Source organism: Buttiauxella sp. S19-1, from assembly GCF_022134725.1.
In the GTDB taxonomy this organism is placed as follows: domain Bacteria; phylum Pseudomonadota; class Gammaproteobacteria; order Enterobacterales; family Enterobacteriaceae; genus Buttiauxella; species Buttiauxella ferragutiae.
Window position 1 is genome coordinate 30,259 of the sequence record NZ_JAHWLU010000028.1, and the last position, 15,729, is coordinate 45,987.

4 protein-coding genes are annotated in these 15,729 nt (G+C 55.5%); 2 read left to right on the forward strand and 2 right to left on the reverse strand.

The genetic code is table 11. The annotated features are described in order from the left end of the window. Positions 1-35: 35 nt before the first annotated feature. Complete coding sequence (locus MES37_RS09110; RefSeq protein WP_237931150.1) at positions 36-12,200, reverse strand: Ig-like domain-containing protein; 12,165 nt, start codon at positions 12,198-12,200, stop codon at positions 36-38. Positions 12,201-12,659: 459 nt separating this feature from the next. Next, entirely contained in the window at positions 12,660-14,438 is a 1,779-nt protein-coding gene (locus tag MES37_RS09115; protein WP_237931152.1) for a sodium:solute symporter family protein, read from the reverse strand. A gap of 334 nt (positions 14,439-14,772) precedes the next feature. Here MES37_RS09115 and yjdP point away from each other — a divergent pair, with 334 nt between their 5' ends. Both yjdP and MES37_RS09125 read left to right on the forward strand, forming a co-directional pair. Then, a complete protein-coding gene (gene yjdP, locus MES37_RS09120; protein WP_133523034.1) occupies positions 14,773-15,108 on the forward strand; it encodes a DDRRRQL repeat protein YjdP in 336 nt (111 codons plus the stop codon). A gap of 178 nt (positions 15,109-15,286) precedes the next feature. Then, on the forward strand, positions 15,287-15,729 hold a 443-nt coding region (locus MES37_RS09125; protein ID WP_237931153.1), incomplete at its 3' end, for an REP-associated tyrosine transposase.

Here is a 15,729-nt window from a genome sequence, read left to right on the forward strand (position 1 = left end):
TGTTTTTTCCATCTTAAACAATTGCTCTCAGCCAGTTACCGGCGAGTGATTGTCGGGACTGTAATGTGCTTCCCGGACGCCAAAGTTTTTCTTTCAAGGGCTGCGAGCTGTGCCGATAAAGGCTGTGCTCCCAGGGTGATAACCGAAGGTTGTTCACCTGCTGATCGTTCCAGAGCGGGTCTTTCTTGTGCCATGGCGATGGGTGGGGTTGCGCTTCGTTCACTGTCTTGCCCGATGCCAAACGGGCCAAACGAATTCCCCAGTGAGTTTTGCCCCAGCCCGTTGCTTGCTAAACCAGGCAAGTCCCGTTGTTCACGGCTGTCGTTGTACCAGCGCGAGAACAGCACGGCCTGCTGCATCACTGGCGAACTGGCTTGTTCGATGCCGTAACCGATCGCAGCAAACTGGCTGTTGAGGCGAGTTTGCAGACCAGCAGCATCACTTTGTAAGTCATACACTAATGGCAGAATAAACAGCCCTGGCTGGTAGCTTTGGCGGTAAGGGGCCAGCAACTCGTCGTCGTCACGGCCAAAGATTTGCTCGCCATCACGGTCGTTGTTGTCATTCGGCATCGCGGTGACGCCATAAATGCGGATCGTCAGGCGTGCTTCGCTGGTGTCGCCATCGCTGTCGGTGATGGTGTAGACAAACACTTCGCTCAGAGTGGCGTTGGCATCCAGTGCTGCCACACGTGGATCGGCACTGTTGACCTGATAGCGCCAGTTGCCCTGGCTATCTAAAAACAGCGTGCCGTACTGGCCGCTGCTGGTGCCGCCAATCGTCCCGGCCGCGCCAGTATTTTCTGACATCACACCCGTGACGGGGCCGTTGTCTGCGGCCCGGTCAGCACCGATGCGGTCGTCGTTAAACAGGTTACCGCTGACGTTTTGCTGGCCTTGATCCTGCAAGATTTCCGCGCTGTCATCGGTGGCGGTCGGCTGGTCGTTCACCACCGTAATGCGCAACTGCCCGACGTTGACGCCGTTCACTTCCACGGCGTAATCGTTGTGGGTGCTGATTTGGCCTGGCTGCGCCACCGCCTCGCGCAACACAAAGCGATAATCCAGATGCCCTTCGCCATCGGCCGCGCTGTAATAAGCCAGCAGCGTGATGGTGCCGGTCACGGTTTCGATGGTGATTGGCGACAGCGGATTGAGCTGCAATAGCTGCTCGGCGGTGATTACCCGGCCCTGGAAAGTGAAGGTTTTCAGTTTATCGAGCGACAGCAAATCAAGCGTGCCGCTGACTTCCTGAGCGCCAGGGTCGAGCGGCGTCAGGCCATCTTCGCGCACCTGAATTTCCACCGACGGTGCTACCAGAATGCGCAGCGTACCGTTGGTTTCCCCAACGGCGTAACCGTCACTGACGGTGTAAGTAACCGCAGGCACGAAGCCATGCCAGTTGTTTACCGGCGTAAAGGTGTAGCTGCCATCGGCTTGCACCGTCAGGCTGCCAATGCCCGCCAGCAGCGCGGTTTCGCCCGCGTTGTAGCGCGTACCACCCACCTGGAACACGGAGATATGCAGCGGGTCGCCGTTCGGATCGCTGTCGTTAGTTAACAGATTTCCGGAGATCGGCGTGTTTTCCTGGGTGATCACCGCTTCCGGGTTAACGATCGGCGCGAGATCGGCGACGCGCACTACCACAGTGGCGGTTTCCAGAATGCCGCCGCTTAGCACGGTGTAGGTGTAGCTGTCGTTGCCGACATAACCCAGATTCGGCGTGTAGGTGATTTTTCCGTTTTCGACACTGACGGTGCCGTGGTTGCCCTGGCTGATGCTAACGATAGCGTTATCGTTGTTGCTGAAAGTGTCGTTTGCCAGCACATCGCTGGTCACCGAGCTGTTGCCGTTGACGGAAATCAGGTCGTTAAAGGCATCCTGAACTGGCGCGATGGTAATGCTTAACGAGGAACTGGAAACCCCGCCGTCGTTGCCGTCACTCATGTCGTAACTCACCACCGGCAGGGTGCCATTCCAGTCAGCGACCGGAACGAAAGTCCAGTTGCCGTTGGCGCGTAACGTCAGTACGCCCATGCCGCTTAACGTCACCACGCTGCCTGGCGCATACACGTTGCCGTCAATAGTAAAACGGGTGACGTGAAGTGCCGCAGCGTCGTCAGGGTCGGCATCGGTGTCGTTAGTCAGCACGTTGCCGTGCGCCACGGTGTCTTCCAGCGTGGTGTTAATGTCCGGGTTGGCCACTGGTGCGCTGTTGGTGATTTGCACCGTCACCGTGGTGGTTTCCAGCTTGCCGCCGCTGGTGACGGTATAGGTGAAGCTGTCGCTGCCAACAAAACCCGCCACCGGGGTGTAGACGATTTTGCCATCGACAATGGTGGCACTGCCGTGCGCGCCGCTGCTGGTGGCGGTAATCTCACGGTCGCCATTTTCGAAACTGTCGTTGCTCAGCACGTCGATAGTGACCGGCTGCCCCGCGTGGGTGCTGGCGGAATCCGGCGCAATATCATCGACCGCTGTGATTTCCAGCGTCAGCGTGCTGCTGGCAGTGCCGCCCGTGTGGCCGTCGCTGATCTGATAGGTGATGAGCGGAATCGAGCCGTTCCAGTCGCCAACCGGCACAAATTGATAGCTGCCATCAGCGTTTAATGTCAGCTCGCCAATGCCGCTAATGGTGACGGTTTCGCCCGCCAGATGCGCCACGCTTTCACCTGGTAAGGTAAAGCTGGTGACGCGCAACGTGTCCTGCACCGACGTGTTGTTATCAGGATCGCGGTCGTTATCCAGCACGTTGCCGGTGATTGTCGAATCTTCGTTCACCGTCTGTGTATCAGGGTTAGCGATGGGTGCGGTGTTCTCGACGGTGACAAACACCGTGGCGGTTTCTGTCACGCCGCCGCTGGTGACGGTGTAGGTGTAGCTGTCAGTACCAACAAATTCCGGCGACGGCGTATATGTCACGTTGCCGTTCGTGCCAATAGTGACGGTGCCGTTTTGCGCAGCGCCAACGAGGGTGACAGCGCGATCGTCATTCTCAAAATTGTCGTTGGCGAGCACGTTGATCGTCGAACTGCCTCCGGCGTGAAGAGTCGCAGTGTCATCAGCGATGTCGACCACCGGATTCACCGTAATATCCACATGCCCGACGGCGGTTGCGCCGCCGTTATCATCGGTCACGGTGTAAGTGATTTTTGGCACGTCACCGTTCCAGTCCGCCAGCGGCGTGAAGGTGTAGTGGCGGTCATACGACAGCGTAAAGGTGCCGACGCCCGGAATAATGGCGCTGGTGGTGCCAAAATTGCCGATCAGGAAATCATCGCTAATACCGTCGACATGGAATGACGTCACCCGCACTACGTCGGAATCGACATCGCTGGCAGTCAGCAAACCGCTCAACGACGTACCGTCTTCATCCATCGTCAGTTCCATATCTCTGGCGGTTGGCACGGTGTTGGTGACTACTACCGTGACGGTGCTGGTTTCGGTAATTCCGCCGCTGGTCACCGAATAGCTAAAGGTATCGGTGCCGACAAATCCTGGCGGTGGGGTGTAGCGAATGGTGTTATTAGACAATACTTCTACGCGCCCAAGCGTGGTGCCGTCACTGCTGGCGGTCACGGTTTTGGTGTCGTTGCTGAAGCTGTCGTTATGCAGTACGTCGATGGCGACCGGGTTATCGGCATGCGTGGTGGCGTCGTCCGGCAGAATATCGGCCACCGGCTGGACAATAATCACCAGGTTGCGGGTGACCTGGCCGCCGTTGTTGCCATCGCTGACGGTAAAGGTGACAGGCGGTACCTGCCCGTTCCAGTCCGGCACCGGAACGAAGGTGTAAAGCCCGTCGCTGTGGATGGTCAGCGTGCCTTTTCCTTCAATCTCGACGGACTCATCCGCCGCATAGACTACGCCGTCAATCGTGAAGTTGGTGACCGTCAGCGTGTCTGAATCGGCATCGCGCGCGCCATCCAGCAAATCGCCATTAGTAATCGTTGTATCTTCCGGGGTTCGCACTACCGAGTTGCGCGGTTCCGGCAAGGTGTTGGTCATGGTGACGGTGACGGAGGCGGTTTCTTCAATGCCGCCGCTTTTCACCGTGTAAGTAAATACATCGTCACCGACATATCCGGCATTCGGCGTGTAGACCAGTTTGTTGCCGACAAGAGTGACGGTGCCATGCGCTGCCGAGAATACGGTCTGCTGGATGGCCGCATCGGAGTTGCTGAAATGGTCGTTAGCTAACACATCAATGGTCACTGGCGTACCGGCGTGGGTGGTCGCGGTATCGTGGGTAATGTCGACCATCGGGCGCACGGTGATGTCCAGCGAGCTTTCGGTTGGCGGCACGCTGGTGTTATCGGAAACGTGGAAGGTGATGGTCGGCACTTTGCCGTTCCAGTCTGGAACGGGCGTAAAGAGGTAACTGCCATCGGTATTTAGCGTGAAATCGCCTTTGCCGGCGATAGTCACTTTTTGCCCGGCGGCAAATGTCCCGCTGATACCGTCAATCTGGAAATCGACCACATGAAGCGGGTCGCCGTCCGGGTCAATAATCAGGTGTAAAACATCGCCGCTGGCTGGCGTGTCTTCATCGGTGACCGCGAATTGGTTGGAAGCGTCTGGCGGGGTGTTAGTCATAAAGATAAACACCGTCGCGGTTTCCGTCACTCCGCCGCTGGTCACGGTGTAGTTGTAGCGGTCGCTGCCGACAAAACCCGCATCCGGGGTATAAATCAGCTTGTTGTTTGGCCCGAGCGTCACGGTACCGTGTTGTGGCTGAGTGAAACTGGTCACGGCTTGATCGATATTGATAAAGGTGTCATTTCCCAGCACATCGGTGGTGATCACCGTGCCAGTGTGCTCGATTTCGACATCGTTTTTCGCATCGTCAACAGCGGCGACGTGGATACCGAGCACCGCGCTGCTGTCGCCGCCCATATTGCCATCGCTGACCACATAACTGACGGCAATGTCACCATGCCAGTCACCGCCGGGCGTATAGAGGTAACTGCCATCGGCGTTGATGAGTAAGGTGCCGTGGCTGCCCGTCAGTTTCACGGTGGTACCTGCTGCGTAAGTGTTGCCCTCAACGGTGAAATTCTTCACGGTTAAGGTATCGACTGCGCCATCGGGGTCGCTGTCATTGGTGAGCACGTTGCCGAGGGTTAACGGGCTATCTTCGTCAATCGACAGGTTATCGGTGACGCCAGTTGGAGCCTGGTTGGTGACGTTAATCGTCACGGTCGCGGTTTCGGTGATGCCGCCGCTGACCACGGTATAGGTGTAACTGTCGGAGCCGACATACCCGGTATCTGGCGTGTAAGTCAGCACATTGTTGACTAACGTCAGCGTGCCGTGCGACGGCTGCGTCACGGCGGTCACGGTTTTATCGCTATTGCTGAAGGTGTCGTTGAGCAGTAAATCGCTGGTGTTATTCACCAGTGGCACATTGGCGTGGGTGGTGAAGCTGTCGTTGGCGGCGTCGGTCACTGGCGTCACCGTCACGGAAAGCCTGGCGGTATTCGACCAATGTGACGTCTGGTCGCCGTCTTTGGCGAAATCGAAGAAATTCACCCGCCCATTCGTCACCCCTGCGCCTGACGACGAAGTATCGGTAGTATCCGAGGCGCGCAGTTGCAGGCCGCCACTCACCGGGCCGTTGTAATCGCCTAATGGCACAAAGCGCAGTTGCGTGGTGCTGGCGAGAACCAGCGCGTTGCTGGCGCTGACATCTGACGGGATCGTCAGCCAGTTGCTGCCATCGGTGCTGTATTCCCAGTGGCCTTTGCTGGCGTCAGTGTCGTCACCATAAATGGCGATAAACCCCAGTGCGCCGCTGGCGTTTCCACCGCCTGCAATAGCGGTCTGGTTGTCTGTGGCATCACCATAAACTGACTGGAAAATTTGCCCGATGGTTTGTGGTGTCGGGGTGTCTTCGGCAATGGTGACGGTGGTGTCGCCAAGAGTTGGGCGGTCATTAATATTGGTGACCTCTGTGCTTAGCGTGATGACGGTTTCGCTGTAGATCGAGGTGCCGCCATGCCCGCCTGTGGCATCAATATTAATTTGCTCGCCGTTGTCAGGCAGCGCAGGCGTGCTGGAAACATCGCCATTGGCGTTGGTTTCCACTAAACGCACACCGAGTGTAACCGGATCGCCGAAATAGTTGGCTGCCGGAACAAAACGCAGCGAGGCACTGGCGGTAAGCACCAGGGCGTTGCTGTCGCTACGCGCCCCAACGTTCTGCCAGCTGGTACCGCCATCAAGCGAATATTGCCAGTCGCCCTGCGCGGTATTCGGCGTGTGGCTGGTAATCGCCACACCATAGAAGCTGTCTGCGCTGCTACCGCCGCCCACGCCAACGGTGCCGTCGTTATTGATGGTGTCGCGTTCATCGTTAAAGAAATCGAAGAACAGGTCGTGAATGTTGCTGCCCGCAAGCGAACTGCCGAGGGTATCTTCTTCAAGCGTCGGGATGGTGACGGATGGCGTGCCGACCACCTCTGGCGCATCGTTCACTGCGTTGACCGTGAAGGTAAATTCACGCGTGGTGATAAGCGCAGATGGGTCATCGCCTTCTTCGTATTCCACCTGTCCTGGGTCTTGATGAGGGTCGTTGCCACTTCCTGGCAGCGATCCCGGCCTTGAGCCGGAATTGCCGTGGTCGTTAACCGTTACCTTGACGCCGAAATTGCCGTTCCAGTCAGCCGCCGTGGCGCTGCCATCTGCGTCAGGCAGTGTGACTCTCAGCCCCGCCAGATAACTGTTAATTTGCGTGTAAGAACCGTTGAACGTCAGCGTGTCGGTGCCTGCTCCCGTGACTGTTCCGCCGCTACCGGTGGGGGCCACAAACACAAAACCGTTCGGCAGTTTCACGGTGACCGTCATGCTCTGGCTGCCCGCATCCGAATCACTGATGGTAATCGGCGGCAGCGTCACGGTGGCACTGTTTTCATCGGTATTCAGTACTGGATTTTCACCGAGCTTGATTTGTGCCGGGTCGTTAACACTGCTTTGGAAAATGGTGCGGTAAGTGGAGGCTACGTTTTGCCCCAGCCCGCCGGGAATCGCGGCGTAAGGGCTTATCACCGTGTTGGGGACTTGCGAGGTGCCAACACCGCCAGTACCGATGTTATCGCCGCCGTTTGCGGAGCTGGTCAGGTTGCCATTGGCATCACGCACGCGGTCATCAACAATCACTTCAACGCGGAAATACTGGTCAGCATCGTCAAGAATCGCCCCGCGCATAGTGACTTGCAGTTGCGCGAGGTAAGCGTTGATTTGCGCGACGGTACCGGTTATCACCAGCGGCGCGTTTTGCCCGTTGGAGGGCGGCGTCACGCCGTCCTGGCTGGTGTTCTGGATAAACACGCCAGAGGTGGTGTTGAGCGACGAAATGGTAATCGCCGAGTTTTGCTGATCGCGATACTGCGACACGCTCAACGGGTTGCCGTTTTCATCGGTGATGCGTACCGTCACCTGCACGATGTCGTTTTCACCTGCCGCAATACCGCCTGCATCCGCAACATCCGGGTCGCCAATCACAAAGCCGTCGACGTTATTGCCGCCCGGCGCGTTGTTGTCGAGCAGAATGGTGTCCGAAGGCGCGGTGATGGTTGGCGGGTCGTTCACTGGCGTAATCGTCAGCGCTATTTGCACATCGGCAGGCGGCAGGCCACCGGTGTCGCCGACGCTGGCAGTGCTGGTGTCGAGATGAACATTCAGCGTCACATCGCCTGCTGCCGCGCCGTTCTGGTCGTGGTTGGCATTCAGCGCACTTTTGTAGGTCAGGCCGTTGGTCGGGTCGTTGAGCAAGGCCTGAATTGCGCTGGCGGTGCCGGTCAAAATCAGGGTGCCGGAATTATCGCCCTGAATCGTCACACCGTTAATTTCCAGGTTGCTGTCATTGGCAGCACCGCCAATCCCCAGTTGCCCCTGGCCGACCGTCAGCGTCACGGTCACAGGTTTGCCAAAGGCGCTGGATTCCACGTCAGTAATGACGAAATCACCGCCAATCCAGGTAGCTTGATCTTCAAAGGTGTTTTTGTCGCTATCGGTGACGACCAGCGTGCCAGGGTCGTTGACTTCCGAGGCGTTAATCGCCACCTGGTTTGCCGAAATATTGCCGTTATTGGCGGGGACGCCATCCTGATACCAGTCGTAATTGACGTTATCGACAGCGCCTGGCAGCGAGCCGGTTGCCGGGTTAGTCGGCTGGTTGACCGGCCCGCCGTTGGCTGAGCCATTGAGCTGACCATTGCCGGTACGCAAGCGGTCATCGGTAATCACCTGCACCTGATAAACGGTGTTGCGGTCATCGGGGAAGGTGACGGTCAAACCGCTCAGCGCACTGTTGATCTGCGCGACAGTCCCGGTGATCACCAGATAACCGCCGTCGCCGCCGGTAATCAGTGCGCCACTTGCACCATTGGCCGCCAGCCTGATGTTGTTGTATTCGCTTTGGCTGAACGCACTGCCATCGTTGTGTAGCAGGCGCACGGTGGTCTGGAGAATATTGGTCGCGCTGCTGGTGCCAGTGATATCCGGGTCGGCAACGGTAAAGCCGCTGACCGCATGGGAATTGCCACCGATGTCAATTGGCCCGGAAGGGGCGGTGACAGTGGGTTTGTCGTTTGCCGGGGTAATATTAATCGCGAAATGATTAGCGGCTTGTTCTTTGTCACCATCAGACAGCGTGAAGTCGAAACCATCGGCATTGAGGCCGTCGCCGCTGATTTCATCGCCGTCATTCAGGTAATAAATATAACCGTTGTTAATGTCGGCCTGCGTGAAGGTTGAGCCATTGCCGATGGTGCTAAAATTCACGCCGTCGCGGGAGAAAGCCAGATGCCCGTGGTCCGGTGAGTTGGTGATGGTAAATTGCACCTGCTCAGGGCTGCTGTCGGGGTCGTAAGCCTGCAACTGCGAGCCATTGATTTGCACATAGCTGCCTTCAACCACTGTCGCCGGGTTGTTGGCCGGTTGGCCGCCGATATTGTTCGGTGAATCTGGCGGTACCACAATTTCCGGGCTATCCGGCGTCTGGGGGATTTTCGGCCCATCGTTGACGTTGGTGATGGTGATGCCCACCGTGGCGTTGGTCGCCGACTGCATGCCCCAGCGGTCCACCGCATAAGCCACAAAGCTGGTGCTGCGGACTTCAGATCCGTTGCTGACAAAGCGCAGGCCGCTGGTGCTGTCGTTTTTCAGCAAACTGGCATCGAGCTTTAAGGTGCCGATATCTGCATCAGTGATCGTCACCCAACTGGTGCCGTTAAAGTATTGCAGCACGCCGCCGGTCGGCAGAGTCAGGAAGGCAAACTTCAGCGCACGGTCGCCTGTGAGATCGTTATTGTAAGCGTAGTTATTGTCGTTGCCGTTGATCGTTGGGCCATCTTCCCACGGTGAGCCGCTGTTGGCGTCATCAGGGTCGCCCAGTTGCAGCTGCGAGTTGGTGATGATCACCGTTTCGCCTTCTGCCAGCACGGTGTTGGAAGAACCGGCAATCACCGGCGCGTCGTTCACCGGTGTGACGAACACTTTCAGTTCCGGGTTCCAGGTCACCGCCATTGGGTTGCCGGTGCTATCGAGCGTGACTTGTCCTGCGGAAACCGAAAACTTGCCATCGAAGTGGAAGTTTTCGCCACCGTCATGGCGAACGCTGATTAACCCGTTGTTCAAATCGGCCTGGGTAAAGGTACCGAAAGCGTTGATCACCGTGTAACCGCCGTTGCCATCGCTTTTCAGGATGGTCAGGCCGGTTTGCCCGCTGCCGCTGCCCAGGAAGGTATAGACAATTTGCTCGGGCTGAACACCCGGAACCACGTAACTCATGCCCGGCGTGGCATCGCTAATATTACCGGTGCCGGAAAGGGTCAGTGAGCCGCCTTCCAGAATAATGCCATGCGCCGCGCCATTGGGGTCATCGCCAATATAGCCAGAGCTGGTACTGTCCCCAGAAGTATCCAGCGGCGGGACTTGATCCGGTGGCGGGTTGTTGGCCAGCGGCACCAGGCCAATGGTGAAGTCGAAATGGGTCAATTTGGCATCGGGACTTTCGCTGTCCCAAATCCCGCCCTGGCGCGTGAAAGTGCTGCCATCGGCATTCCAGCGCAGAGCGGTGGAGTGGTCGATGACGCGGAAACTAAATTTGTCGATGCCATCAATGGGCGCGTTCAAATACTGGGTATAAACCACCCGTCCTTCCACCACGTCTTCCATGGTGAAGGTGTCGCCGTTCTGCATGCGCGCGCCGTTCAGCGTCAGGTAACCGTGTGTTAGCCCGTCAACGTTAACCACAAAGCTGACGCGGTCTGGTGGGGAGTCCTCATCGATGCTGGCGAGCATTTCTGGCATCAGCACCACGCTGTCCGGCCCATCCGCCACATTGGCGAGCAGGGTGGAATCCGGATTGAGAGCCGGGTCGTCATCCACCGGCTGGATAGTCAGCGCAATCAGCGCATCGCTGCTGGCAGGTGTTGCGGTGCCGCCGCCCTGGTCGGTGACGCGCACGCCGAAGGTGTCTTGTGTAATGCCTTCTTCGCCGTTGTTTTCATAGGTCAGCAAGTTGCGGTCGTTATAACTGATCTGCTGTCCCTGAATCACCGCCACACCATTAAAATAGAGCGTGCCGTGAGTAGGCAGCGCCGTAATCGTTAAGGTGAGTTCGCCGTCCTGGGTATCGCCACCGCCATCGGCGATAATATATTGCCCAACGTTGCCGGTGTTGGCCGCGTTGGCAGGCTGCCCTTCAAAGACAATCCCACCGCCTGAAACGGTTGGCGGCTGGTTTTCCGGGGCGATTTCCAGCGTCACTTTCACAGTGTCGGAAAGATTAATTGGCGTTGCGCCGTCGTTCACTTTGGCGGTGAAACTGTCGGCGGTGTTTTGTGCGCTGCCTGTTGCAGTGTGGATATACACCAGCTTGTTATCGCGCACATCTTGCTGGGTAAATACCGAACCGACCCCCAGCCGCGTGCCGTTTAAGGTCAGATAACCGTATTGCGGCATCTCGGTCAGGCTGTAGACAATTTGCGAGGCACTTTGCGCACCCGCGGCTAATTCTGGATCCAGCGCTGCGAGCGTGGCTTCGGTAATCACGGTTCCCGCACCGTTATTTTCTGGCACGATCAAAGTGCTGTTATCCACCACCACCGGGTCGTTGGCAGGTGTGACGGTGATATGCGTCACCAGGCTGTCGTTGCCGGACAGCGTCAGGATATAAAACTGCACGTCGGTTGCGGCAGATTGCTGGCCGAGTTCGCTATCGCTGGCGGTAAATTTCAGCGCGTTAAGCCAGGCTTGCGCATCCGCCACCGAACCGACGAACTCCAGCGTTTTCCCCGCCGAGCTACCATTAACCAGATCGCCTGCGGCACCGTTGGTCAGCGTGACACTGATGGCAACTTTTTCATCACTGACATTCAGTGTTAAGCCGCTAAAGCTGCCGGTTTCCGCACCTGGGTGCAGTACGCTGGGTTCGGAAACCACCATGTCCGGCACGCGGGTGGTCAGTTCAGGTGCCTGCAAAACGCCGTCGTAAGCCAGCTCGAGCGAACGGGTTTCAATCACCCCGGTGTGGGATTCCAGCGTCCAGTCGGCGGCTTTTAACGCGCTGCCGGTTTCGTCACTGGATGCGGCAACATCTGCGTGGGTGTAATCTGCCATACGCGTAATCAGCGTGGTGTCTTGCGCCGTGACGTTGCAGCCATACAGCAAAATATCGCCGTCAGTCGTCAGCTTTTCGCCAAGTTTTTCTAATTGCTGCTGGTACTGCGTAATGGTCTGATCGTTAAGTTTGTCGCTACCCAAGGTGATTTCATCGCTGGCACCGTGGCTGATGATATGAATCGCGGTGATATTTTTATCGTTCTTAAGCGCTTCATTAATCTGTTCCAGCCCGGAATGTTGTGCGTCGAGCACCACCACGCGGCTGCCTTCCGGCAATTGATTTACCAGTGATTGCCAATTCTGTACATGGCTGTCGACCACATACACTTCATGTGCGGCAGGGGCATCGGTAGGCGCAGGGGCGGTTATTGACGCAGGCGCTGGCACCGGTGCTGGTGGCACAAACACCGCTTTTGCGGCGTCAGGGGCGTTGTCATGATGCGTGGCATCTAATGGGTTATCTGCATGATTAGCGCTTTCAACGGCTGCCGCACCGTCGAATAACTGGCGTGGCTCAAGAGCGAAACGGTGGTGACGAGGGCGGGTGGGATTATCGTTTCGAGGTCTGGACATGGCATTTACTCTTGGCAACTTCAGCGTCATTAACATCAATGATACATGCAAGTTACATAATATGTAGATGCTCTATGTCCTTATTACATAATATTTACGAATGTTTCTGCGATTATTCTTATATTGATTAGCCATGTTTATTATATGGTTTTTAACTGCTGGTTAAGATATTTAAGCCAGGATAAAACGCTAAATTAATGACTACGATAATAATAAATAACCGTGCCGTTACTATTGTTGCTTGATTATTACGCAGGGTTGAACATCGATTAAGCGATCATTTTTTGTGGGCTGGTGGAATAAGAAACATAAGATTGGCGAAATAAGAGACAACACTTGCGTGTGGCTAATGAAGTATCACGGAGGGCGTAAACGGTGGACGGCACTGGCGCTTATCCGCCCTACGGTTTTTTTGTAGGTTGGATAAGCGCAGCGTCATCCGACAAAACTAAGCAGGGATTACGACTGGCTTTGCGTCGAGGTTTTTAATACCACGCTTTGATTGTCAATCTTCGCGCTACGTTTTAGCGCATACCCCACAGCGAACACCACGGTGGCACAACCGAGGAACAGTAAGCGGCCCCACATTGGGTTAGGAATTAACACCATCAGTGACAAGCCTGCTGCCATGTAAATCGTCAGGTCGCCCAGCTTGTTACGCTGCATGCGGTCTACGATGTCTTGTGCGTCATCTTCTACACACTCGGTTTCCACATCCTTAAAGAACGCATCAGTCGCGGCGACATTTTTGTCGGCTTGTGGCTTATACAGCAGCGCAGTCAGGCAGAAGAAGCCACCCGTCAGCACCAGATGGGCGACGATAGGAATGATGGTTTTCAGCTCGCTCACTTCACGGCCAGTCAGTTTCTCAACACCAAACCATGACATCACGTACTGCGGCGTGAATACATCAACCACCATCCAGGAAACGCCCAGACCAAAGATTACGGTAGCCCACGGAGCCCAGGAAGGCGTTCTGCGAATCAGCATTCCGAAGAACAATGGCACCAGAATCGGCGATTGCAGCAGCGTGGCAACCTGCATCATCAGGTCGAACAGGCTGAGGTGCTTGAGCGAGTTAAAGAACTGCGCCATGAAGATAACCAGCAAACCGTTCACCAGGCAGGCGATTTGCCCGGCACGCAGTTGCTCTTTATCCGTCGCTTTGCCTTTGCGCACAATCGTTGCGTAGAAGCTACGCACGAAGATACCGGAGTTACGGTTCAGCGCAGAGTCCATCGACGACATGGTGGCGGCAAACAGGCCGGCCATCAGCAGCCCAACCGTTCCCAGCGGCATCGCTTCACGAGCAAACACCAGGTAAACCGCATCACGGGCTTTCGCGCCCAGCTCAGGGTATTGCGCGCCCGCATCAGGGTAAATAATCGCGGTGGCCCACGGTGGGATAAACCAAATCACCGCGCCAATCAGCATCATCAGCAGCGCCATCAGCGCCGCTTTGCTGGCGTTTTTGGAGTCCTTAGCATTCAGGAAACGGTAGGATTCCTGCATGTTGTTGATACTTTGCAGCTGTTTGACTACGAAGAACAGGAAGGTGCCAACCATCAGTAACGGGTAGTTCATGTCCGGGCCGGTGAAGAAGCCAGACGGGAACTCAGTCACGATATTAGCCGGACCGCCTACAGTCCACAGAGCCACAAGGGCGCAAGCCACGGAAATAACCGCGATAACCAGAGTTTGAATAAAGTCGGATGCCACCACGCCCCAGGCACCACTCAGCATGGAGATTGCCAGTACCGCCAGGCCAGTAATCCAGATAGTGGTAACAATGTCGGCGTTAAATACTGCGGAGGCGAAAACACCGAGGCCGTTCAGCCACACGCCAGCGTTAATTACGCTCAGAGGAATAATGACCCAGGTAAAGAATTGTTCGTTGACCGGGCCAAAGCGGCGACGTACTGCTTCGGTTGGGGTATCGACACGCATTTGACGAAAACGACGCGCGAAATAAAGCCACGCAAATAAATAGGCCACCATGTTGCCAATAAACACCGCCAGCACCGCAAAACCATCCGTAAATGCCTTGCCTGCCGCACCAGTGAAGGTCCAGGCGGAAAACTGCGTCATAAACGCGGTTGCCCCAACCATCCACCACAGCATCTTGCCACCGCCGCGGAAGTAGTCACTGGTACTGTTATTGGCCATTTTTTTGAATAGCAGACTAATGGCGACCATTAATAAGAAATAACCCGCTATTACAATGTAATCGTAAGACATTGTAGTTCCCTATGAGTTATGCCCCTGATACTTCAAGATAGCAATAATGCCATTTGAGTTATTGTGGGTTTTGTTTGAATTGGAAACATTAAACACTCGATTTACATATTTTGAAATATCGTTTTAATATTTATGTGAAATATATGGTAACGATCATGTTTTCGTCTTCAAATGTCCAAAAATAGCTATTTAGCGAAATGATTAATAAAAAGGAGGGTGGAATTAGCGTTAATAAATATCGTGAATGGGGAGGGGTAAATTGAGAATACTCCGCTGTTGAGATGCGGTGACTTTCCCTATCGTTTTCGGAGTTAACATACCATCAGGCTGGCTTATGAATCGATACTCCACCATGCTGCTGCTCGGTAGCCTGACCATGACCACATTTGTCCACGCCGATGCGCTGGATGGTCTGTTTGATAATTCCATTGTCGGCTCTATTTCACAGGCAATTAACGATGCTTATAAGCCGAACAATAACAACGACGACGATCGGCGTTGGGACGACGAAAATCAACGCCGCAACGATGACGACCGACGCCAGTACGAAGACCGCCATCGACAGTTAGAAGATCGTCGCCGTCAACTCGATAACCAACAGCGCCAGTTAGACGACCAGCGCCGCCAGCTCGAAGAAGACGAACGCCGCCTGGATGATGATTACCGGTAGTCTGCGAGCTGGGTTCTGGAATGAGTGTTTGCCGGGCATTTTTCGATTTTGTTGTGTTAGGTTGCGATGATTCTCGGTGGATGACGCCTGCGGCTTATCCCCCCTACAAAACCCAACCTCAAACCCAATCGTAGGTCGGATAAGCGCAGCGTCATCCGACTCCAACACAGGTGCGAAAATGCCCAACTATCTCCGCATGCGGGTCAACGGTGGAACGTGGTTTTTCACCGTCAATCTGCATGACCGCAAAGATGATTTGCTCGTCAGACATATTGAGGAACTCAGGCAAGCACTTGGAAAGGTCAAAGAACGCTATCCTTTCGAAATCAACGCCTGGGTTGTTCTGCCGGATCATATGCACTGCATCTGGACGCTGCCATCCGACGACAGCAACTATTCTCAGCGCTGGCGGGCAATCAAAAAAGCCTTCACGAAATCCCTGCCCGGAAATCCCACCGTCTGGCAAAAACGCTTTTGGGAACACTGCATCAAGGATGATCGCGATTACGCGGCGCATGTCGATTACGTTTACATCAATCCGGTTAAACATGGTTTCGTCAAAACGGCCTGCGAATGGCCTTATTCGTCTTTTCACCGAGATGTAAAACGAGGGCTTTATCC